Here is a 21293-nt window from a genome sequence, read left to right on the forward strand (position 1 = left end):
AGGGACTGGCCGCTTCGCCCGATATTGCCCCAAGCCTTCGCGCGGTGCGAGGGCCGTTGTGCTGGACGCTTGGCCTTGGCGGGCCTACACCCGTCAGGGCCGAGAGGGAGACCCATGCAGGACACCGACCACCCCACCCCCGAGGGCACCGCCTATCAGGTTCTGGCCCGCAAGTACCGCCCCGCGACCTTTGCCGACCTGATCGGACAGGATGCAATGGTGCGCACCCTGCGCAACGCCTTTGCCGCCGATCGCATTGCCCAGGCCTTCATCCTGACCGGCATTCGGGGCACGGGAAAGACAACGACGGCGCGGATCGTGGCCAAAGGCCTGAACTGCATCGGGCCGGATGGCACCGGCGGCCCGACCACCGACCCCTGCGGCCAATGCGAACCCTGCCGGGCCATCGCCGCCGGACGCCACGTCGATGTGCTCGAGATGGACGCCGCCTCCAACACCGGGGTGGGCGACATGCGGGAGATCATCGATTCGGTGCATTATCGCGCCGCGTCGGCCCGCTATAAGATCTATATCATCGACGAAGTTCACATGCTGTCGACGTCGGCCTTCAACGCCCTTCTCAAGACGTTGGAAGAGCCCCCGGCCCATGTGAAGTTCATCTTCGCCACCACCGAGATACGCAAGGTGCCGGTTACGGTTCTGTCGCGGTGTCAGCGTTTCGACCTGCGCAGGATCGAACCGGAGGTCATGGTCGAACACCTCGCCGGCGTCGCCACGCAGGAAGGCGCGGAGATCACGACCGACGCGCTGGGCCTGATTGCCCGCGCCGCAGAAGGGTCGGTCCGCGATGCGATGTCCCTGCTGGACCAGGCGATCAGCCATGGCGCCGGTGAGACCACCGCCGATCAGGTGCGCGCCATGCTGGGCCTTGCCGACCGGGGCCGCGTGATGGACCTGTTCGACATGATCATGAAGGGCGAGGCGGCCGCCGCCCTGATGGAGCTGGGCGCACAGTATTCCGACGGGGCCGATCCGATGGCCGTGCTGCGTGATCTTGCCGAGGTGACGCATTGGATCAGCGTGATCCAGATCACCCCCGACGCCGCCGAGGACCCGACGGTCAGCCCGGACGAGCGTGCGCGCGGTCAGGCCTTTGCCGCCGGTCTGCCCATGCGCAGCCTGACGCGGATGTGGCAGATGCTTCTGAAGGCACTGGAAGAGGTCGCGATGGCCCCCAACGCCATGATGGCCGCCGAGATGGCGATCATCCGGCTGACGCATGTCGCCGACCTGCCCTCGCCCGAGGAACTGGTGCGCAAGCTGCGCGACAGCCCCGCCCCGACGGGACAGGCCCCTGCCCCGCGCCCCGCGCCGCCCGCCGGTGGCGGTGGGGGCGGCCGCGGCGCCATTTCCCGCTCGGGTGCCGCGACGGCGCTTGCCACGGAAACCGATCCCGCGCTGGCGCGGTTTCAGACATTCCCGCAGGTCGTCGACCTGATCCGTGCCAATCGCGACGTGAAGCTGTTGGTGGAGGTCGAGACCGGCCTACGCCTCGTCCGCTATGCGCCCGGCCGGATCGAGTTCGAACCAGCCGATGGTGCCGCGACGGATCTGGCGCCCCGGCTTGCCGGACGGCTGCAAGGCTGGACGGGTGTCCGGTGGGTCGTGTCCATCGCCGAAGGCGGCGCGCCCACGATCAGCGAGGTTCAGGATGCGGAGGCCAAGAAGGCCCAGGCCGACGCCCTTGCCCACCCGATGACACAGGCCGTGCTGCAGGCCTTTCCCGGCGCGCAACTGCTGGAGGTCCGGACCCGGGCCGATATCGCCGCCGAGGCGGCAGAAAGCGCGTTGGAGGAGGTCGAGGACGAGTGGGATCCCTTCGACGAGGATTGACGCGATCCTCGCAGTTTCGCGAATGCGAAGCAGGGGGCATGACCCCGCCCTGCCGAAAATTTGTGCCGTCAATGAAACCGAATCCGCGCTCGGACCGTTGGAAATGCGAAACGCACAACCGATGGAGGCATCCATGCCCAAGAGCTTTGTAACCGGACTCGACCAACAGACGCAGGAACAGATGTGCGAGGTGCTGAATGCCAACCTCGCAATGGGTATCGACCTGCGGCTTGCCGTGAAGCAGGCACATTGGAACCTGCGCGGCCGTGGGTTCATCGGCGTGCACGAACTGCTTGACGATGTATCCGCCCGTCTCGGCGATGGTGTGGACATGATGGCGGAACGTGTGGCCATGATGGGCGGCTTCGCCCGCGGGACGACACAGGTCGTAGCCGACAAGTCGCCGCTGCCCGCATATCCCGTCGAACTGACCGACATCGAGGAGCATATCTCCGAACTGGTGTCCCGCTTCGAGGCGTTCGGCAAATCCATCCGCGAAGGCATGGACGCAGCCGATGAGGCCGGCGACGAGGATACCGCCGACCTGCTGACCGAAGTCAGCCGGGCCGTCGAGAAGGACACGTGGTTCATCGGCGCAAACGCAGCCATCTGAGCCACGAACGCATCCGCAGGATGAAAGGGCGCCCCGATGGGGCGTCCTTTTTCATATCCAGCATCCCGGCCGCGCACCGGGATGACACCCGCAAAGGTCCGACGTTGCCCCCACTTCGGATGGGGCCCGGGTCGAACTTGCCTGCGGCGCGACCCCGCCGCGCCTTGTCTGCGACCCGACACGGCCTTAGGTCGTTGATGCAAAGCGGCATGAAAGGATCAAGCAGATGCTTAAGGGTTTGGGTGGGCTCGGCGATATGGCCGGCATGATGAAGAAGGCCCAGGAGATGCAGGCCAAGATGGGCGAGATGCAGGATGGTCTTGCCAACATCCAAGTGACCGGGGAATCCGGCGCGGGCCTCGTGAAGGCAACCGCAACCGCCAAGGGTGACCTCGTTGCACTGGACATCGATCCATCGATCTTCCAGCCGGACGAGAAGGAGATGGTCGAGGATCTGATCCTCGCCGCGATCAAGGACGCGCAAACCCGCGCCAGCGAACGGTCGCGCGAAGAAATGACCAGGATGGCCGAAAGCATGGGCCTGCCGGCCGGTATGAAACTGCCGTTCTGAACGGCGGGGCTTGGGGGCAGGCATGGACGGTCAGCGCGACATCGAGGACCTGATCGCGCTGATGGCGCGGTTGCCGGGGCTTGGGCCGCGATCGGCCCGGCGTGCCGTGCTGCAATTGATCAAGCGGCGTGACAGCCACCTGCTCCCACTTGCGCAATTGATGGACAGGGTCGCCCGATCGGTGCAGCCCTGCCTGAACTGCGGAAACCTGACCACCGACGACATCTGCCAGATCTGCGCATCGGAAAAACGCGCAAACGGGCAGATCTGCGTCGTCGAAGACGTGGCCGATCTCTGGGCGATGGAACGGGCGCAGGTCTTTGGCGGCCGGTATCACGTGCTGGGCGGCACATTGTCGCCGCTGGACGACATCGGCCCCGATGACCTGCGCATTCCGAAGCTGCGCGATCGCATATCGGTCGAAGGCATAAGCGAGGTCATCCTTGCCTTGAACGCGACGGTGGACGGGCAGACCACAGCGCATTATGTGGCGCAGGAGTTGGAACCGCTGGGCGTCGAAATCAGCGGACTGGCACAAGGCATGCCCGTCGGCGGCGAATTGGATTACATGGACGACGGGACTTTGCGTGCGGCTCTCGCATCGCGAAAACCGTATTGATCTGTGCCGGGTCACGAAACGGCACGTATAGTCATATTTTATATATTAAAACGTTTGCATTTTTGAGATAGGTGCAAGGTTGCACAAAGATACCGGACCCAGAATCGGGGGAACCGGTGCAAGGAGACACCGGAATGCAAACTGTGGTCGTGATCGGCTTGATGATCGGCTCGGGGGTGGCGGGTGCATTCCTGACGAGGCTGTTCCTGAAATCGGATCGTCAGGTCACCCCTGTGTCGCGCGTTGCCGACCTGCCCCCCCTCGATGAGTCGAAACCCGGTTCGGTTGCCGTTCTGAACATCGATGACCTTGCGGGACTGAACTCCGCCGATGGGTTCGACACCGGCGACCGCCTGCTCGACCGGATCGAAGATGCCCTGCGGCGCGCCCTGCCCGGGACACTGGATCTGGAACGGCTGGAAAACGGGCGGTTCGTCGTCTGGTTGCCGGAGGCCAATCTCGACAAGGCGGCAGAGACGGTCGAACGCCTGCGGGCGACCGCCTCGACCGCCTATGTCACCGGAAATTCCGGAATCGCCTGCCGCACACTATCGGCAGGGCTGGTGACCACGGATGTGGAACAAGCGCGCGGGCGGGCGGTTCTGCATGCCGACGCGGCGGCAGCGCGGGCCAAGGCCAATGGCGGCAACCGGCTGGAATTGGTGCGTGGGTCGATCTCGGCGCCCGCAGGACCGTCGGCGGCCGAAGTCAGGGAGGCGATCCTCACGGGCGCCCTGTCCTTCTACGTCCAACCCATCATCGATCTGACGACCGGCAAAACGGCCGGGGTCGAGGCTTTGTTGCGGTGGAACCTGCCGGACGGAAAGGTGGTGGGACCGGCGTCCTTCATCGACCGGCTGGAACGCATGACGGATCTGGACGGACGGGTTCTGGCCGATCTGGTGGAAGCCGCGGCCACCCCCATCCTCGCATTGTCCGAGGACATGTTCTTCACGATCAACATCACGGCCACCGTCCTTGACGGGGCGGGGCATTCCGATTGCGCCTGGCTATGGGAAGTCCTGCGGCGCCTGCCCCCCGAACGCATCGTGACCGAAATCGTCGAAACGGCGATCATCGCGCAACCGGAGCGTGCGGCAGATCTGGTCGCACGTTTGCGGGCGAAAGGGGTTCGGGTTGCCCTTGATGATTTTGGCACCGGCCTGTCGAACCTCGACCGGTTGCGTCAGATGCCGGTCGACTTCCTGAAGGTCGACCGCGCCTTCATCCAGGGGCTGAGCCACGGCTCCCGAGAGGATACGATCCTTCGCAACATCGCGCGTCTGGCTGCCGACCTCGGCATGGAGATCATCAGCGAAGGCGTGGAGACGGCCGAACAGGCCCAGGCGATTTCCGATCTTGGCGTGCGCTATGCGCAGGGGTTCTTCTACGGACGCCCGGGTCCGGTCGACGAGTGGTCACCCCGCTTACAAGACGCGTTACACCGACCGCTTCCGGGCCTTAGCGGACAGGGGACAGAAGCGCATCGCCCAGGGTGCAGTCGCGGATGACGTCGGCGCCGCAGCGGCGCGGCTCCAACGCCCGTGTCAGGCAGATCCGCACCTCCTGGACGCGCCCGGCCCGGCAGGTCACGGTGATCCCGTCGGCGTCCAGCCCCTCGTTCACTTCAAGGAACGCCTCCTCGACCACGGCGGCCGGCAACGTGACCTCGCGCCCCAGATCCCGCAGCACCGCCGGTCGGGTGACCTGATCATAGGCCAGACGCGCCAGATCGAAGTAGTCATCCGCAGCAAGCCCCGAGCATCGGCCATGCTTCTTCCACTGATGCCATGCGGACCCGGATGTCCCCATGATATCGGCCATGGCACGGGTTTCCCCGCGCGTCGCCTCGCGGCGGGACGACTGACAATAGCTTGGCCAACCACGTTCATACTGCGGCCAGAGCCCGTGCAGAACGAAGCCGAGTTCCCTGCCCTCGTCGCATTGCGGCGATTGCCGGTCATCGCCTTCCAACGCGCACCATGTCGGTGACCAACTCAGGGACAGGACATAATAGTCGAATTCGCCCGCGGCCTCGCCATCCGCAAAACAAGGCGTGGCAAGCAGAAGAAGGGCAGCGAACAGGCGTTTCATCGACAGGCTCCGGTAGCAGACCGTTTCGGGTATATCCGGTCTGTTCCACCGGTCCACCCCGCACCGCCCGCCGTTTTTGACTTCCCCTGAGGTGTCAGGATGACTATAGACCTGTCCAAGTTCCCAAACAGCGTGAACCAGACGGCTCCGGCCGCAGCCCCTGATCCGGGCGACGCCACAGCCATGTCTGCCAAGGAGATTTGAGATGAACAAACCGATCATGGCCAAAGCCACTGCCGTCTGGCTGGTGGACAACACGACCCTGTCCTTCAAGCAGATTGGCGACTTCTGCGAATTGCATGAACTCGAGGTTCAGGGCATCGCAGACGGCGATGTCGCCGCCGGTGTCAAAGGGTTCGATCCGATCACCAACAACCAGCTGACCGCCGAGGAAATCGAGGCCTGCGAGAAGAACCCGGTTCGCAAGCTGAAGCTGAAGTTCAACGCCGCCGCCGAAGGCGAGGAAAAGCGCCGTGGCCCGCGCTATACCCCCCTGTCCAAGCGTCAGGATCGCCCCGCTTCGATCCTGTGGCTGGTCAAGTTCCACCCGGAGCTGACGGACGCGCAGATCGCGAAGCTGATCGGCACGACCAAACCGACGATCCAGAACATCCGGGAGCGGACGCACTGGAACATCCAGAACATTCAGCCGATCGATCCCGTCGCCCTGGGGCTTTGCAAGCAGTCGGAACTGGACGCCGCCGTTCAGAAGGCCGCCGCGAAGAAGGCCGCCGAAGGTGTGGTCATGACCGATGAGGAGCGCCGCAAGCTCGTCTCGACCGAACAGAGCCTGAATGCCGATACGTCCGAGCCGCCCATCCCGACCTCCATTTCGGGGTTGGAGACCTTCAGCCTGTCGGGCAACACCGAGGACGAAGACGAAAAGCCGGATACCCGCGACGTGCGCGATGCCGACAGCTTCTTCAACCTGCCCGATACGGATGACGAGGACGACGACGACAGGTGAGTGCAGCCGCCAGCGCGCATTCCATTTGAACAGCAAGAAGGGCCGTCATGCGTGACGGCCCTTTTCTTGTAGAACGATCGACCGATCCGGCTGCGCAGCGCGCCGTCCGCCGGTCAGGCTCTCAGGCGTTCAGGGATTCGATGTAGCCGCGCAATTCCGCGGCTTCCTGGCGTGCTTCGCGCAGGCCATCCATCGCGGCCTGCAATTCGGCGTCCGTCTGCTGCAACTGCGTGGACAGCTCCTGCTCGCGGTATTGCAGATAGGTGATCGCCTCGTCCCGCTGCTCCTCCGCGTCGTGGAGGGATTTCGCCATGTCCTCCAGCTCGGCCATATCGGAATGGGTCACGCGGCTGAACCGATTGACCAGCCAGGATGCGAACCACCCCAGCGCGAAGGCAAGGAAGAGAATGACGGCAATCGCCACGACAAATTCGATCCGGTTCATTCCGCGTCCTCTTGGGTATCGGTACTGTCATCCGTCGCGGCCGCATCGTCAGGCGTCGCGTCCGATATGGCGGCGTCGCCTTCCTCGGGCGCGCTGTCCGAAGCGGGTGCCTCTTCGGGGGCCGGCACGTCCTCGTCCGGCGCCTCGTCCTCTGCCCCGTTGCGGCCAACGAGGGTGAAGGTGATGCGGCGGTTCGCCTCGCGGCCGTCCTCGGTTCCGTTATCGGCAACGGGTTCCGCTTCGCCATAGCCGCGGGACAGCAGCTGCGACGGGGACGTGCCACGCTCGATCAAGGCGGCGCGCACGGCGTCGGCGCGCGATTGCGACAACGACAGGTTCATCTCCTCGCGACCCTGGCTGTCCGTGTGGCCACCGATTTCGAATACCGACCGATCGCAGTCTTCCAGCTTGGCCGTTAGGCGGCCCAACGTGCCATCGCCCGCCGCCTCGATCACGGCTGCGCCCGGCGCGAACGTCAGCTTCTGCTCCACGAGGATTTCGTTCAACTCGACTTCGCATTCCTCGGGCGTGGGGATGTTGAGAAGCGGATCAAGCTCCTCCAGATACTCGATCTCGATACGGAAATCGGCCTCTGCGCCCAGCTTCGAGGACAGGATGCGCGAGACATTCGCCTCCGCGCGCGGGTCCCCGGTGACCCCGCGCACGGACACGAGGTCGGGTTTCACGACGATCGATCCGTTTTCCAGAAGCCCGAGCGCATCCAGCGATGCAAGGACCCGGGCGGGCCAACCCTCCGGCAGGGACTGATCCTCGTTGGTGGCGATATAGGTGTTCTGCACCCCGAACAGCGCGCGCCCATAGCTGAGCACGGCCGCCTCCTGCGCCTCGTCGAAGAGACGACCGCGCAATTGCACCTGTCCCTCGGGCGACCGGGTGGCGACGAACTCCGGCGTGGTTGCATTTGCCCCGGCGCCGTCGGCATCCTCGACCTCCGGCAGGACAGCAGAGAGGCCGAAGATATCCGGCAGGGCGGTCTCCAGCTCGGCGACGCTGCGGTCGAAGGCCGGCTGCGCGGTGCCCTCTGCGGCGACCAGCGTCACATCCGCATCCGACAGGGTGACCGACCCGCCACCCAGCGCCGCAAGGGCCGCGATCGAGACCTCGGCAGCCTCGCCCCATGTGCCGGAAGGCACGCCAAGCCCGATGACGCAATCCGCCTTGCCCTCGAACCCGGCGGCGGAGGCGGCCCGCAGGATCCGCGCGCGCGCCGCTTCGGTGTCGACGGCGCAGGCCTCGAACCGGGGGGTGCCGCCCTCGGGCATCACGAACCGCAGGGTAAAGGGTGTGATGACCGGACGTGGGGCCGCGATATTCATCGACAGGCGCACGCCCTCGGGCTTGGCGCGCGTCAGATCGCTTTCCAAGCGCCGTTTTGCCGTCTCACTGTCTGCGACGGCCGTGATCTGCACATGTCCCGGTTGCACCGAGATCTTTGCGCGCGGCAACATGTCGAGGCCAGTGATCGCGAAACGCACCGCCGGGATCCAGCCGTCCGGTGTCTCGTAGTCGGCCTGGTCCACCATATCGGTGACCGACATGCCGGACCGGGCCACCAGACCGGCCAATGGCCCATCCTCGGCGCGTGGCGGCACCAGTCCGATCAGGGACACCTCGTCGACGTTCCGCAGGATTTCGAGAGAGAAGTTCGGCGCGGTCTGGGCCTGCCGTGCGATCACATCCATGCCGTCGACGACACGTCCGGGATCGACGATGCGGCCTGCCTCCGTGACGGCCCGAAAGCGGGCGCGTTCGTCAGGGGCGAACCCGGTCAGGATCAGTTGCAGGCCATCGGTCTGCACCTCGACCCAATCGAAGCCCACAGCCTGCATCGCGTCCGCGACCTGCGCGCGCGATGAGGTTTCCACGTATTGTGCAGCGAACCAGGCGATCCCGGTCCCCCCTGCCAGCGCGCTGGCAAAGGCCAATGCGGTCGCGACTTTTCTTTTGCGGCTCATGAACACCCAAGTCGGTTGTTGCCCGTGATGCTTATCGCCCCCGCACGCGGGGGGCAATCAGAGTGCGGCAGCAAGAAGAAAGAACGGCAGCGGGATCATGCCGGTCGTGCGATTGGCGCGAAACAAATGCAGGCAGCGTTGCGGATCGGCGATGTCGAGGCGCGTCATCTGCCATGCAAGGTGCCAGCCCATCGCCCAGACCCCTACAAGGCCAACAAGGGCCGGCACGGGGTCGAGCGCTACCAGAACGGCAGCGGATATCAGGATCACGGTGGCCGCCAGAAACCCGCGCATCCATGGCCGGGGCATATCGCCGAACCGGCGCGCCGTCGATTTCACCCCGATCAGGGCGTCGTCCTCCACGTCCTGATAGGCATAGATCGTGTCGTAGAACAGCGTCCAGGCGATGCCCCCCAGATAGAGAAGCACCGGCGCAAGGCTCAGCGATCCGGTCTGCGCCGCCCATGCCAGCAAGGCACCCCAGTTGAAGGCAAGCCCGAGGAACACCTGCGGCCACCAGGTGAACCGCTTGGCAAAGGGATAGACCGCCACCGGCAGCAGCGACAGCACCCCGAGGGCGATGGCCAGCGGGTGGAACGTCAGCAGGATCGCAAGTGACACCATCGCCTGCGCCCCCATCCAGATGAGTGCTGCGCGCGGCGATACCTGCCCCGACGGGATCGGGCGCGACCGCGTGCGCGCCACGGCAGCGTCGATATCGCGGTCGGCTAGGTCGTTCCACGTGCAGCCCGCCCCCCGCATCAGGAAGGCCCCAATGCCGCAGCCGATCGCGATCCAGATCGCCACCGGCGAAAAGCCGACGGAGGCAACCGCCAGAGCCAGCCCCCACCAGCACGGCAGCAGCAATAGCCACGTTCCGATCGGTCGATCCGCGCGTGACAGACGCAGATAGGGACGCGTCGCCGCCGGGGCCAATGTATCGACCCAGTTGCCCTTGACGGCGTCGGCCACCTGTCCTTGATCAGAGGAGGTATCGCTCATTGGAAGGTTCCATGGACAGCAAAGTCAGGCTCCACGTAGCGCAAGCGACCCACGAGGGGCAATCCGTCGAGGTGTCGCGCGAACAGGCCCACTACCTGTCGGGGGTAATGCGGCTGTCGCCGGGGGATACCCTGACGGTGTTCGACGGCGCAAACGGCGCATGGCGCGCCCGGATCGCATCGGCGTCGAAACGCGGCGGGGCTCTGATCTGCGAGGATCAGGTCGCGCCGCAGAGGAACCCGCCGGACATCTGGCTGTGCTTCGCCCCGATCAAGAAGGCCCGCACCGACTTCATCGTGGAAAAGGCGACCGAACTGGGCGTCGCCCGCATTCAGCCCGTCACCACGCGTTTCACCAATTCCGAACGGATCCGCCGCGACAGGCTGCAGGCGCATGCGGTCGAGGCGTCCGAGCAATGCGGCGGCACCTACGTCCCCGAGGTTGCCGATCTGGTAAGCCTCGACCGCATGCTGCACGATTGGCCCGAGGGCCGCGCGTTGATCTTCTGCGACGAAACCCTGTCCGACGATCCGACGTGGACAGAAGGCGGCGCATGGCCCCCCGCACCGGCGGCGATCCTGATCGGGCCGGAGGGCGGGTTTTCCCCCGAGGAACGCGCGCGGTTGCGCGCCCTGCCGTTCGCGCATCCCATCGCCCTCGGACCGCGCATCCTGCGCGCCGACACCGCGGCGGTCGCAGCCCTGTCCCTCTGGCAATCCGCCCGTGGGGATTGGTCGTGATCCGGCCCGAGGCCGCCGCTGTCCTGATGCGTTGGCGCGAGGCGATCATCGGGCTGGCACTGGCACTCGGCGGCGCATGGCTTTTGCTGACCTCTGGCGGATTGGGGTATCTGTTCGGTCTTGCCCTCGTGCTTCTTGGTGGGTTCCTCGGGTTCAGCGGGGTGCGTCACGCCCGTTTTCGCGCCGAGACGGAGGCCCCCGGCGTGGTAGAGGTGGACGAGGGCCGCATCACCTATCTCGGCCCCGTGATGGGGGGCTCCGCCGCGCTGGACGACCTGACACAGGTGGTGTTCCGGCGATCCTCGACCGGCGAGGCCTTCTGGCGCCTGTCGCAGGATAGCGGCCAGCCGCTCTACATTCCCGAGGGGGCACATGGATCCGAGATCCTGCTGGATGCATTGGCACCCCTGCCCGGCTTTGACGGGGGGGCAATGGTGCGGGCCGTGCAGACGCGCACACCGACCACGATCATCGTATGGAGCCGACAGGGCCGCGCGGCCTTGACTTGACGCACCGCCCGTTTCAACCGTGACCTTCCAAGCCAGCGAGGTGCGCCCCCATGTCCATTCCCCAGTCCGGCGGCGGCCCGATCACCGACCCCAAGCAATTGTCCGAATACATGGAATCGGGCTGCAAGCCGCGCGCCGATTGGCGCATCGGGACGGAGCACGAGAAGTTCGGCTTCTGTACCGACAGCCTCGCCCCCCTGCCCTATGACGGCGAACGGTCGATCCACGCGGTGCTTTCAGGATTGCGCGACACCTATGACTGGGCCCCGGTCGAAGAAGGCGGCAAGCTGATCGGGTTGGAGAAGAACGGTGCCAACGTCTCGCTGGAACCGGGCGGCGCGCTGGAACTGTCCGGCGCCGCCGTCGAGTCGATCCATCAGACCTGCGACGAGGTGAACGAACACCTGCGCGAGGTGAAGTCCGTCTCCGACCACCTCGGCGTGCGGTTCATCGGCCTTGGTGCCGCGCCGATCTGGACGCACGACCAGATGCCGCTGATGCCCAAGGGGCGATACAAGCTGATGGATGCCTACATGGATACCGTCGGCACCGCCGGCAAGACGATGATGCGGCGCACCTGCACGGTGCAGGTCAACCTCGATTTCGCGTCCGAGGCGGACATGGTCAAGAAGCTGCGCGTGGCGCTGGCCCTGCAATCGGTGGCGACGGCCCTGTTCGCCAATTCGCCCTTCTTCGAGGGCAAGCCGAACGACCACAAATCCTGGCGCGCGCGGACATGGCGGCATCTGGACGATGCGCGCACGGGCATCCCCGCCTTCGTGTTCGACGAAGGGTTCGGATTCCAGCAATGGGCGGATTACGCCCTCGATGTGCCGATGTACTTCGTCTACCGCGACGGCAAATACGTCGATGCCCTCGGCCAGTCGTTCCGCGATTTCATGCGTGGCGAACTGCCGGCCCTTCCGGGCGAAGTGCCGACGCTGTCGGATTGGGCCGATCACCTGACGACCCTTTTCCCCGAAGCCCGCATCAAGAAATACATGGAGATGCGCGGCGCAGACGGTGGACCATGGCGGCGCTTGTGCGCCCTGCCCGCCTTCTGGGTCGGGTTGCTGTATGACGACACCGCGCTGGACGCGGCCTGGGATCTGGCCCGCGGATGGGATCAGGAAACGCGCGAGGAATTGCGGGTCGCGGCCTCCGTCGATGGTCTTCAGGCGCGGGTCGGGGACATCCGGATGCATGATCTGGCACGCGAACTGGTCGATATCGCCCATGCGGGATTGAAATCGCGGGCGATGCCCGGTGCGGGCGGCATGATCCCCGACGAGACGCATTTCCTGAACGCTTTGCGCGAAAGCGTCGAAACCGGTCAGGCCCCCGCGGATGAACTGCTGGCCAAGTACCATGGCGACTGGAACGGCGATCTGACGCGCATCTACGGCGAATACAGCTACTGACCCTTGCGGCCACCGGCCCGCGCCGATTTGCTTGGGCCGGGGCAATCCCGGCGGAGGGCAAGATGCGCGATTTTTTCATTCGGGGCTACGAAATCGTCCTGACCCTCGTGATCGTGGCGGCTGCCGTGGGGGTCGCGGTGGCGGCGATCGGGGCGATGATCGGGCCTATCTCGCTAGGCGCGGAGGTCGCGCCGTTGCAGGGGCCATACGCCGCGGCGGCGATCCTGCTGGGCGGCTGGCTTGCGGTCCTGGTGATCGGGGGCGCGCTGTATCTGGGCCTCGGCATCTATCACAACACGCAGCGCACGGCGGATGCGCTGGAATTGCTGATCACCCTGCGTCGATGACCGTCAGGTCAGCAACGAAGGCCGCGACCTTGGCTGCGGGCATTTCACACGGTTTCAGGCGCGGACCGGAGGTCAGCCGGTAGAGGTTCAGGCTGACGTAGTCGGTGCCATCAAGCCGCCGCGCGACCAGCTTTTCCGACGCCCCGCCCGCGAACAGCGACCGGACGACCAGCCAGTCGCCGCCAAGACTGTGCCCGCGAAACGAGCCGAGCGGCAGCGTCAGCAGCGTCTCGGCAACGGTTTCCGCTCGGGTCACGGAACATCGCGACGCGGTATCACGCCTGGAACGCGAGGTTCGGAGAAACCGCCGCCCGTCTCGTCGAAGGGAACGAAAGGCGCGCGCATGTCCTTGGCCGAAGGGCCGAAGCGATTGGCGTTCGCCTTGCCGGGCCGGACCATCAGCTGCGAAAGATACCGAAACCACCAGTGTTCCGTCCGCCCGGCACGCAGGGCGAACCAGGCATGACCGCGCAAACGTGACGCGACGGCGGCATCGGTCGTCACGACTTGGATTCTCCGATCCTCGGCTCCTCACCCGCGACGATGCGGCGGATATTCGCGCCGTGGCGGATGAAAATCAGAACAGCGAGAATGGCGGACACGGCGACCGCGCTCGGACTGATCCAGATCGCCCAGACAGGGGCCAGGGCCGCTGCGACAAGGGCGGCGAGCGATGAGATGCGCCCGACCGCCGCTGTCACCGCCCAGGTCGCGCAGGCCGCGAGGCCCAGCGGAAACGACAGTGCCAGCAGCGTCCCGAGGAATGTCGCGACCCCCTTGCCGCCCTTGAAGGCAAGGTAGATGGGAAAGCAGTGCCCGAGGAATGCCGCGAACCCGGCGACCTGTGCCGCGTCCGGTCCCACCAGCCATCTTGCAAGCAGCACTGCCGCCGCCCCCTTGCCCGCATCCCCGATCAGCGTCAGGAACGCCGCCGGTTTCGACCCGGTGCGCAGGACGTTCGTCGCCCCGATGTTGCCCGACCCGATCGCGCGCAGATCACCCAGACCGAACAGCCGCGCCATGACGATGCCGAACGGGACGGATCCGAGAAGGTAGGCAAGCCCCCCCACGATGAGCAGGATCAGCGGTGCCGTCACGAAGTCAGGCATCCGCCCCCTCCCGGTCGAATACCTGTATCCCGCCCACCCATGTTCCGATCACGCGCCCCTCCATCCGGGCACCGTCGAAGGGCGTGTTCTTGGATTTCGAGTGGAGCTTGAAGCGATCCAGCACGAAGGGCGCATCCGGATCGAACAGCACGAGGTCCGCCGGTGCGCCGACCTCCAGCGTGCCGCCCTCCAGCCCCAGCCTGCGCGCGGGGTTCATCGACAGGGCGCGCCACAGGGTCGGCAGGTCGATATGGCCCGCATGTACCAGCCGCATGGCCGCGGGCAGAAGGGTCTGAAGGCCCACCGCGCCCGGCGCGGCCTCCTCGAATGGCAGGCGCTTGGATTCCTCGTCCTGCGGGGTGTGCATGGAGCTGATGATGTCGATCTCACCGGCGGCCAGCGCCTCGACGATGGCAAGCCGATCCTCTTCGGTGCGCAGCGGCGGCGTCAGCTTGAAGAAGGTGCGATAGTCGGCAACGTCCAGCACGTTCAACGTCAGGTGATGGATCGACGTGCCGGCCGTGACGTCCAACCCGGCTGCCCGCGCACGGGCAAGCGCCAGCAGGGCAGCAGCCGTGGTGATCTGATCCGCGTGGTAGCGAACGCCCGTCGCCTCGACCAGTGCCAGATCCCGTTCCAGCCCCATGCGCTCGGCCAGTGGTGAGACACCGGGCAACCCGCGCAGCGACGCGAACTTGCCAGAGGTGATGCAGGCCCCGGCGGACAGGCCGGGATCCTGCGGGTGTCCGATCACGAGGGCCCCGAGGCTGCGCGCGTAGGTCAGGCACCGCGACAGGATCTTGGTATCCTGCGTCACGTGGACCCCATCCGTGAACGCCACCGCGCCGGCGTCGAGCAGGAACCCGATTTCCGACATTTCCGCCCCGGCGCGCGCGCGCGTCAGGGATGCCATATGCCGGACCCGCACGGGGGCGACCGTAGCGCGTGCGCGGGCCTGTTCCAGCATTTCGGGGCTGTCGATGACAGGCAGGGTATCGGGCCGACAGACGATCGTCGTGACACCGCCCGCCGCCGCCGCGCGACCGGCGGTCCGGAAACTTTCCTTGTGACGTTCCCCCGGCTCACCGACCTTGACGCCGACGTCGACGATGCCGGGGGCCAGGCATTTGCCACGGCAATCGACGACGTGGGCCGCGGGGCCATCGGGCGTGATCCGCCCGTTCTCGATCCGCAGGTCGCCGCGCCTTTCGGCGCCGCTGACGGGATCGATCAGGCGGGCATCGGTAAACAGGATAGAAGTCATGTCAGATGGACTAGCCCCGCCAAGGGACCAAGGCAATCGCCATGGCCCCGCCGCCTCAGATCAAAAGCAGGCCGATCGCGGCCAGAACGATGGCAACCGCAACGATCAGACCGATCACCCGGCGGTTCAGCCCCGGCCCGGCGGGCACCTCGGGCGCATCGGCCAATTGTGAGGTCTTGGCCGCCGGGGGCAGGTCGCGCGGACGGTTGTCGACCTCCGCCGGCGCATAGCTGCCGATATGGGTCAGTTCGGGACGTGGCGTCAGCATCGTCACCCCTTCCACGGCCTGAGGTGCCAGGACCACGACATCACCCGACAGACCGTCCAACCGGGCCGCATCCCGCGACAGCACGTCGGCGCGGATGTCATGCGCCTGCGCAAGGTAGTCGCGCAATCGCATGGGGGCGATGTCACCGATGGCAAACACCTCGGCGTAGGTCGGATCGATGGCGGCATCGAAGGCCTGCGCCAGCGGCACCGTATTGGCGACCGGATCGCTCAGACGCGAAAGATAGGTCTGATGTGCAAGGTTCAATGCGCCGTCGCTGACCGAAAAGACATGCACGCGCCGGTCACGAGGTTCGAGGGCGAAGGACATGAGCAAAAGCTCCTTTCTGGATGAAACTCCAAAGGAATTCTGTCGGTCATATAGGCGATCGCGCGGCGCAGGACGAGGGCCCCGCGCTCAATCCTGCTTCGGCATGGATGCAATCGCCGCCCCGCGCGGGCCATGGCTCATGCCGCCCGACCGCCACGCGATACAGCCGGATGCCGGGCCGGACGCACGGCCGGGGCCGGTCATCCGCGCAGGTTTCGCGCCAGCAGATCCATCGCGGCCATCCGGACGGCCACGCCCATTTCGACCTGTTCCTGAATGACCGACCGATTGATGTCATCCGCCAGAAGGCCGTCGATCTCGACCCCACGGTTCATCGGCCCCGGATGCATCACGATCGCGTCCGGGTTGGCATGGGCCAGCTTGGCCGCATCAAGACCGAAGCGGTGGTAATATTCACGCTCGGACGGGATGAAACCGCCGTCCATACGCTCCTTCTGGAGGCGCAGCATCATGACGACGTCCGCCCCCTTCAGACCCTCTTCCATGTTGTCGGTGACTTCGACGCCCAAAGCATCGACCTCGGACGGCATCAGGGTTGGCGGGCCCACCAGCCGGACCCGGTTTTCCATCTTGCCCAGCAGGATCAGGTTGGAGCGCGCCACGCGGCTGTGCGCGATGTCGCCACAGATCGCCACGGTCAACCGGTGCAGACGCCCCTTGGCCCGGCGGATGGTCAAGGCATCCAGCAAGGCCTGCGTCGGATGTTCGTGCCGCCCGTCACCCGCGTTGAGAACCGCGCAGTTCACCTTTTCGGCCAGCAGATTCACGGCCCCCGAATGGGGATGGCGCACGACGATCAGGTCGGGCCGCATCGCGTTCAGCGTCAGGGCCGTGTCGATCAGCGTTTCGCCCTTTTTTAGGGATGACGCCTGCATCGCCATGTTCATGACGTCGGCCCCGAGCCGTTTACCGGCGATCTCGAAACTGGCCTGTGTGCGTGTGGAATTCTCGAAGAACATGTTGATCTGGGTCAGACCGGCCAATGCATCGCCATGTGTCCGCCCTGCGCGCGTGGCCTCGGCATAATGGTCGGCGCGGTCCAGCAATGTCGTGATCTCGACCGGGTGCAGGGGTTCGATCCCCAGAAGGTGACGCTGTGTGAATGTCATGGCCCGTGTGATGCGGTGCGACGGGCGGGCGATCAAGCCCCGTTTTGGTGCGGCCACGTACAAGCCCCCCGACGAAGGTCGGGCGATCCGATTTTGCGCATCGGCGCATCTTCCTCTTCGGTGCAATGCCCGCTACCGTCCCGCCATGCTGGATGAGCTTTCCCCCGCCGCTTTGCGTGCTGCCCTCGAATGGCAGCTGGAGTTGGGCTGTGACGAGGCGATCGCCACTCATCCACTGGATCGCTACGCCTTGCCCGAACGCATGCCGGCACCGGCACGCCCCCCCACGTCCGAACCTGCGTCCGCGATACAGGGCAGCGCCCCGACGGCCCCCGTCGGCGTGCCCGGCTCGACCGGCACGACAGGGCCCGACCCGGTCACGGAGGCCGAGCGGATGGCAGGCGCCGCCGAAACCTTGGATGACCTGAAGGCGGCGCTGGACGCCTTTCCGTGGTGCGATCTGCGACTTGGCGCGAAATCCCTCGTGTTCTCAGACGGGCGGCCGGATGCGCGGGTGATGATCATCGGCGAGGCACCGGGCCGGGAGGAAGACCGCGCCGGCCTGCCGTTCGTCGGACAGGCGGGACAATTGCTGGACCGCATGCTGGCCGCGATCGGATTGGCCCGCGATGCGGATGAGGCCGCGCGGGGCGTCTACATCACCAACGTCCTGCCCTGGCGCCCCCCCTCGAACAGGGACCCGGAGCCTGCGGAAATCGCGATGATGCTGCCGTTCCTGCGCCGTCATGTCGCCCTCGTCGATCCGGAGATCCTGGTCTGCATGGGCAACCATGCCTGCGGCGCCGTCCTGAACCGGCGCGGCATCACGCGGCTGCGCGGCAAATGGTCCGAAGGCTTTGGCCTGCCGGTCCTGCCGATGCTGCATCCCGCCTATCTTCTGCGACAGGGCGCGGCCAAGCGGGACGCCTGGGCGGACCTGCTGGCGCTGAGCGCCCGGCTTGCGGACTAGACCTTCCGGGATATGGGTCTAAGTGTCGCATCCAGAGCCTTCGGCAGCGGACCGTGCCCGTGCCGACCTTCGAGACTGAAAGGACCGACCGTCAATGACATATGAGCCGCCCAAAGTCTGGCAGAACACCCAATCCGGGGGCAAGTTCGCGTCGATCAATCGACCCGAAGCGGGACCGACGCATGACAAGGATCTGCCTGTCGGCAAGCACCCCTATCAGCTCTATTCCCTCGCGACGCCCAACGGCGTGAAGGTCACGGTCCTGTTCGAGGAGTTGATCGAGGCCGGGTACCCGGTCGAATACGACGCATGGCTGATCGACATCGGTGAGGGCGATCAATTCGGGTCCGGCTTCGTCGACGTCAACCCGAACTCCAAGATCCCCGCCCTGTTCGACCGCACCGATGGCCTGAACGCCCGCGTATTCGAAAGCGCCGCGATCATGCTGCATCTTGCCGAACGGTATGACGCCTTCCTCGGCGACAACCGGCCCGAAATGCTGTCATGGCTGTTCTGGCAGATGGGCTCTGCCCCCTTCCTTGGCGGCGGGTTCGGCCATTTCTACGCCTATGCGCCAGAAAAGTACGAATACCCGATCAACCGCTACGCGATGGAATCGAAGCGACAGCTGAGCGTTCTGGATCAGCGGCTGGAAGATTGCCCCTTCGTTGCCGGTGACGAATACACGATTGCCGACATGGCGATCTGGTCATGGTATGGGCAGCTCGTGCTCGGGCGGCTGTACGATGCGGCGACCTTCCTCGACGTGGCAAGCTATGAGCATGTGATGGCATGGGCCAAGCGGATCGATGCCCGCCCGGCCGTTCGGCGCGGCCGGATGGTCAACCGCACCTTCGGCGATGACGAAAGCCTCAAGCTGCGCGAACGGCATTCGCCCGACGATTTCAAGTAGGTTCGCGCCGCGACAGGTTTCCGGGGGGCGCTCGTCCCCCGGAAAACGACGACATCCAAAAGGACATGAAGGCAAACATGGCTGACCGAGAATTCCTGCCCTGCCGCATTGCCGTCCTGACCGTCTCCGACACGCGCGGCCCGGACGACGACCGTTCCGGCGATACCCTCGTCGCCCGATTGCAGGCCGCCGGCCATATCCTTGCCGACCGCGCGATCACGCCGGACGACCGGGTTGGCATCGCAGAGCATCTGACGCGCTGGATCGGCGAGGACGCCATCGACGTCATCCTGACCACCGGCGGCACCGGTCTGACCGGTCGGGACGTGACGGTCGAGGCGCACCGGGACGTCTATGAAAAGGAAATCGATGCCTTCGGGACCATGTTCACGATCGTATCCATGCAGAAGATCGGCACGTCCGCCGTCCAGTCGCGGGCCTGCGCCGGTGTCGCGGGCGGCACGTATCTGTTCGCCCTGCCCGGTTCGCCCTCGGCCTGTCGTGATGCCTGGGATGAAATTCTGGTCCATCAGCTGGATTACAGGCACAAGCCCTGCAATTTCGTGGAAATAATGCCAAGACTGGACGAACATCTGCGACGGAAGTAGCGCACGTCTGCGTGTAGTCTTTGGACTGGTCGGTTATCGGCTTATCTTACACGCATCGTTTCATGGATCGGAGTCTCCATGCGCTTTCTCGGTCGCAGCCTCGTCGCCCTGTTTCTTGCCGCCCTGACGCTCGGCCTTCTGGGCTGGGCCGGGCAGATCACCTACTCCGCGATGCAGGCCCGCGACGCCGACGAAGGCAGGCGGTCGCAGGCACGCGAACGGGTTTTGGCGGCCAATGTGGTCGTGGCACGGGCAGAACGGATCGTGCCCGTCCTGACCGCCTTCGGCGAGGTGCAGGCGCGCCGTGTCCTCGAACTGCGCGCGCCGGTCGCCGGTCGTGTCGTCGAACTGGCCGATGGCTTCGAGGAAGGCGGAACCGTCACCGAAGGTCAGGTCCTGCTGCGCATCGATCCCGCCAATGCGGAATCCGCCCTTGCCGTGGCGCGGGCCGATCTGGCGGGCGCCGAGGCCGAGGCGCGGGACGCCGCCCGCAATCTGGAGTTGTCGCGCGCGGAACTTGCCGGCGCCGAGGCGCAGCGCGACCTTCAGGCGCGTGCCGTGCAACGACAGATCGATCTTGGCGACCGGGGCGTCGGCACGGCCGCCAATCTCGAAGCGGCAGAATTGTCGCTCGCCAATGCGGACCAGACCATCCTGACCCGTCGTGGCGCGATCGCCATTGCCGAGACCCGCGTCGACAGCGCCGCCCTTGCCATCGACCGTGCGCGCATTGCCCTTGCACAGGCGGAACGGGACGTCGCCGACCGGACCCTGCGTGCGGAATTCGACGGTCAATTGTCGGATGTGTCCGTCCTGCGGGGCGGATTGGTAAGTGCCAACGAACAGATCGCGACACTGATCGACCCATCCGCTCTGGAAGTGGCCTTTCGCTTGTCGGCCAGCGAACACGCCCGCCTGCTGGACGGGACGGGCAACCTTGTGGGGGCACAGGTGACGGCGGTTCTCGACGTGCTCGGCCTCGATGTCGAGGCGGTCGGTCGGATCACCCGCGAGGCACCGGCCGTGGGCGAAGGTCAGACAGGCCGCCTCGTCTTTGCCGGACTTGAAGGCGCACGCGGTTTCCGCCCCGGAGACTTCGTGCGCGTCGTCGTGCAGGAACCGCCGATGGACCGCGCCATCCGTCTGCCCGCCACGTCGTTGTCGGCGCAGAACACGGTCCTCGTCCTCGGGGATGAAGACCGGCTGGAGGAAATGGACGTCACCCTTTTGCGCAGGCAAGGTGACGATATCGTCGTGCGTGGGGATATCGCGGGACGCGAGGTCGTCGCGGAACGCACGCCGGTCCTCGGCGCGGGCATCAAGGTCCGCCCCCAACGCCCCGTCAGCGCCGATACCCCGCAGGACACCGCGCCGGAGATGGTCGTTCTGGACCCCGATCGCCGCGCCCGGATCGTCGCCTACCTCGAGGGGAACACACGCATCCCCGGCGACGTGAAACAACGCATGCTGACACAGCTGGAATCGGAGGCCGTGCCGGCCGAGATGGTCGACCGCCTCGAATCCCGCATGGGGGGCTGAGCCC

24 protein-coding genes are annotated in these 21293 nt (G+C 65.8%); 14 read left to right on the plus strand and 10 right to left on the minus strand.

Translation table 11 applies throughout. The features are described 5' to 3' along the window. The first annotated feature begins 114 nt into the window (after positions 1–114). The 5 genes from V6N07_RS07025 (at position 115) to V6N07_RS07045 (ending at position 5168) form a co-directional block, all read left to right on the plus strand. Positions 115–1854, plus strand: a complete 1740-nt coding sequence (locus V6N07_RS07025; protein WP_371155091.1) for a DNA polymerase III subunit gamma/tau — start codon at positions 115–117, stop codon at positions 1852–1854. A gap of 133 nt (positions 1855–1987) precedes the next feature. After that, entirely contained in the window at positions 1988–2467 is a 480-nt protein-coding gene (gene dps / locus V6N07_RS07030; protein ID WP_371155092.1) for a DNA starvation/stationary phase protection protein Dps, read from the plus strand. Positions 2468–2693: 226 nt separating this feature from the next. Further along, positions 2694–3038, plus strand: a complete 345-nt coding sequence (locus V6N07_RS07035) for a YbaB/EbfC family nucleoid-associated protein (protein ID WP_371155094.1) — start codon at positions 2694–2696, stop codon at positions 3036–3038. A gap of 22 nt (positions 3039–3060) precedes the next feature. Next, the gene (recR, locus tag V6N07_RS07040; RefSeq protein WP_371155096.1) at positions 3061–3657 is read left to right on the plus strand and encodes a recombination mediator RecR; all 597 of its coding nucleotides are present in this window, start codon (positions 3061–3063) and stop codon (positions 3655–3657) included. 134 nt (positions 3658–3791) lie between these two features. Next, the gene (locus tag V6N07_RS07045; RefSeq protein ID WP_371155098.1) at positions 3792–5168 is read left to right on the plus strand and encodes a GGDEF domain-containing phosphodiesterase; all 1377 of its coding nucleotides are present in this window, start codon (positions 3792–3794) and stop codon (positions 5166–5168) included. On the opposite strand, the gene V6N07_RS07050 is transcribed toward V6N07_RS07045, so the two are convergent. Next, positions 5119–5751, minus strand: a complete 633-nt coding sequence (locus V6N07_RS07050; RefSeq protein WP_371155100.1) for a ribonuclease T — start codon at positions 5749–5751, stop codon at positions 5119–5121. The two genes, V6N07_RS07045 and V6N07_RS07050, sit on opposite strands and share 50 nt — an antisense overlap. Positions 5752–5956: 205 nt before the next feature. Here V6N07_RS07050 and V6N07_RS07055 point away from each other — a divergent pair, with 205 nt between their 5' ends. After that, positions 5957–6718, plus strand: coding sequence for a DUF1013 domain-containing protein (locus V6N07_RS07055; RefSeq protein WP_371155102.1), 762 nt, complete (start codon positions 5957–5959; stop codon positions 6716–6718). 121 nt (positions 6719–6839) lie between these two features. Here V6N07_RS07055 and V6N07_RS07060 read toward each other — a convergent pair whose 3' ends face one another. From V6N07_RS07060 to ubiA, 3 genes are read right to left on the minus strand one after another with little or no spacing between them, the layout of a single operon-like run. After that, on the minus strand, positions 6840–7163 hold the full coding sequence (locus tag V6N07_RS07060) for a hypothetical protein (protein ID WP_371155104.1): 324 nt from the start codon (positions 7161–7163) through the stop codon (positions 6840–6842). After that, complete coding sequence (locus V6N07_RS07065; RefSeq protein ID WP_371155106.1) at positions 7160–9139, minus strand: OmpA family protein; 1980 nt, start codon at positions 9137–9139, stop codon at positions 7160–7162. The genes V6N07_RS07060 and V6N07_RS07065 overlap by 4 nt, the downstream gene beginning before the upstream one ends. Before the next feature lie 57 nt (positions 9140–9196). After that, positions 9197–10141: a 4-hydroxybenzoate octaprenyltransferase gene (ubiA, locus tag V6N07_RS07070; protein WP_371155108.1), complete on the minus strand. Its 945-nt coding sequence runs from the start codon at positions 10139–10141 to the stop codon at positions 9197–9199. Between the two features lie 11 nt (positions 10142–10152). Here ubiA and V6N07_RS07075 point away from each other — a divergent pair, with 11 nt between their 5' ends. The 4 genes from V6N07_RS07075 (at position 10153) to V6N07_RS07090 (ending at position 13158) form a co-directional block, all read left to right on the plus strand. Beyond that, positions 10153–10881 (plus strand): 16S rRNA (uracil(1498)-N(3))-methyltransferase, encoded by a 729-nt coding sequence (locus V6N07_RS07075; protein ID WP_371155109.1) that lies wholly within the window; start codon positions 10153–10155, stop codon positions 10879–10881. Beyond that, a complete protein-coding gene (locus V6N07_RS07080) occupies positions 10878–11390 on the plus strand; it encodes a hypothetical protein (protein ID WP_371155111.1) in 513 nt (170 codons plus the stop codon). The genes V6N07_RS07075 and V6N07_RS07080 overlap by 4 nt, the downstream gene beginning before the upstream one ends. 50 nt (positions 11391–11440) lie before the next feature. After that, positions 11441–12811, plus strand: a complete 1371-nt coding sequence (locus tag V6N07_RS07085) for a glutamate--cysteine ligase (protein WP_371155113.1) — start codon at positions 11441–11443, stop codon at positions 12809–12811. 62 nt (positions 12812–12873) lie between these two features. After that, positions 12874–13158: a hypothetical protein gene (locus V6N07_RS07090; RefSeq protein WP_371155114.1), complete on the plus strand. Its 285-nt coding sequence runs from the start codon at positions 12874–12876 to the stop codon at positions 13156–13158. Here V6N07_RS07090 and V6N07_RS07095 read toward each other — a convergent pair. The 6 genes from V6N07_RS07095 to V6N07_RS07120 form a co-directional block, all read right to left on the minus strand. Continuing rightward, positions 13142–13414 (minus strand): hypothetical protein, encoded by a 273-nt coding sequence (locus V6N07_RS07095; protein ID WP_371155116.1) that lies wholly within the window; start codon positions 13412–13414, stop codon positions 13142–13144. The genes V6N07_RS07090 and V6N07_RS07095 overlap by 17 nt on opposite strands. Next, positions 13411–13662, minus strand: a complete 252-nt coding sequence (locus tag V6N07_RS07100; RefSeq protein ID WP_371155118.1) for a hypothetical protein — start codon at positions 13660–13662, stop codon at positions 13411–13413. The genes V6N07_RS07095 and V6N07_RS07100 overlap by 4 nt, the downstream gene beginning before the upstream one ends. Further along, positions 13659–14267 carry a glycerol-3-phosphate 1-O-acyltransferase PlsY gene (gene plsY, locus V6N07_RS07105; protein ID WP_371155120.1) on the minus strand — a complete coding sequence of 203 codons (609 nt, stop codon included), beginning with the start codon at positions 14265–14267 and terminating at the stop codon, positions 13659–13661. Before plsY ends, V6N07_RS07100 begins: the two co-directional genes overlap by 4 nt. Beyond that, positions 14260–15531 (minus strand): dihydroorotase, encoded by a 1272-nt coding sequence (gene pyrC, locus V6N07_RS07110; RefSeq protein WP_371155122.1) that lies wholly within the window; start codon positions 15529–15531, stop codon positions 14260–14262. Before pyrC ends, plsY begins: the two co-directional genes overlap by 8 nt. A 55-nt stretch (positions 15532–15586) precedes the next feature. Beyond that, positions 15587–16129, minus strand: coding sequence for a hypothetical protein (locus tag V6N07_RS07115; protein WP_371155123.1), 543 nt, complete (start codon positions 16127–16129; stop codon positions 15587–15589). A gap of 200 nt (positions 16130–16329) precedes the next feature. Beyond that, positions 16330–17259, minus strand: a complete 930-nt coding sequence (locus V6N07_RS07120; protein ID WP_371155124.1) for an aspartate carbamoyltransferase catalytic subunit — start codon at positions 17257–17259, stop codon at positions 16330–16332. 145 nt (positions 17260–17404) lie between these two features. Between V6N07_RS07120 and V6N07_RS07125 the strand changes: the two genes are divergently transcribed. From V6N07_RS07125 to V6N07_RS07140, 4 genes are all read left to right on the plus strand, one after another. Further along, complete coding sequence (locus tag V6N07_RS07125; protein WP_371155126.1) at positions 17405–18229, plus strand: uracil-DNA glycosylase family protein; 825 nt, start codon at positions 17405–17407, stop codon at positions 18227–18229. Between the two features lie 94 nt (positions 18230–18323). Beyond that, a complete protein-coding gene (yghU, locus tag V6N07_RS07130; RefSeq protein WP_371155127.1) occupies positions 18324–19142 on the plus strand; it encodes a glutathione-dependent disulfide-bond oxidoreductase in 819 nt (272 codons plus the stop codon). Between the two features lie 77 nt (positions 19143–19219). Continuing rightward, on the plus strand, positions 19220–19750 hold the full coding sequence (gene moaB / locus V6N07_RS07135; protein ID WP_371155128.1) for a molybdenum cofactor biosynthesis protein B: 531 nt from the start codon (positions 19220–19222) through the stop codon (positions 19748–19750). Between the two features lie 78 nt (positions 19751–19828). Then, positions 19829–21289 carry an efflux RND transporter periplasmic adaptor subunit gene (locus V6N07_RS07140; protein ID WP_371155129.1) on the plus strand — a complete coding sequence of 487 codons (1461 nt, stop codon included), beginning with the start codon at positions 19829–19831 and terminating at the stop codon, positions 21287–21289. The last annotated feature ends 4 nt before the right edge of the window (positions 21290–21293 follow it).

The sequence above is a fragment of the Jannaschia sp. 2305UL9-9 genome (genome assembly GCF_041403465.1).
Taxonomy (GTDB): domain Bacteria; phylum Pseudomonadota; class Alphaproteobacteria; order Rhodobacterales; family Rhodobacteraceae; genus Jannaschia.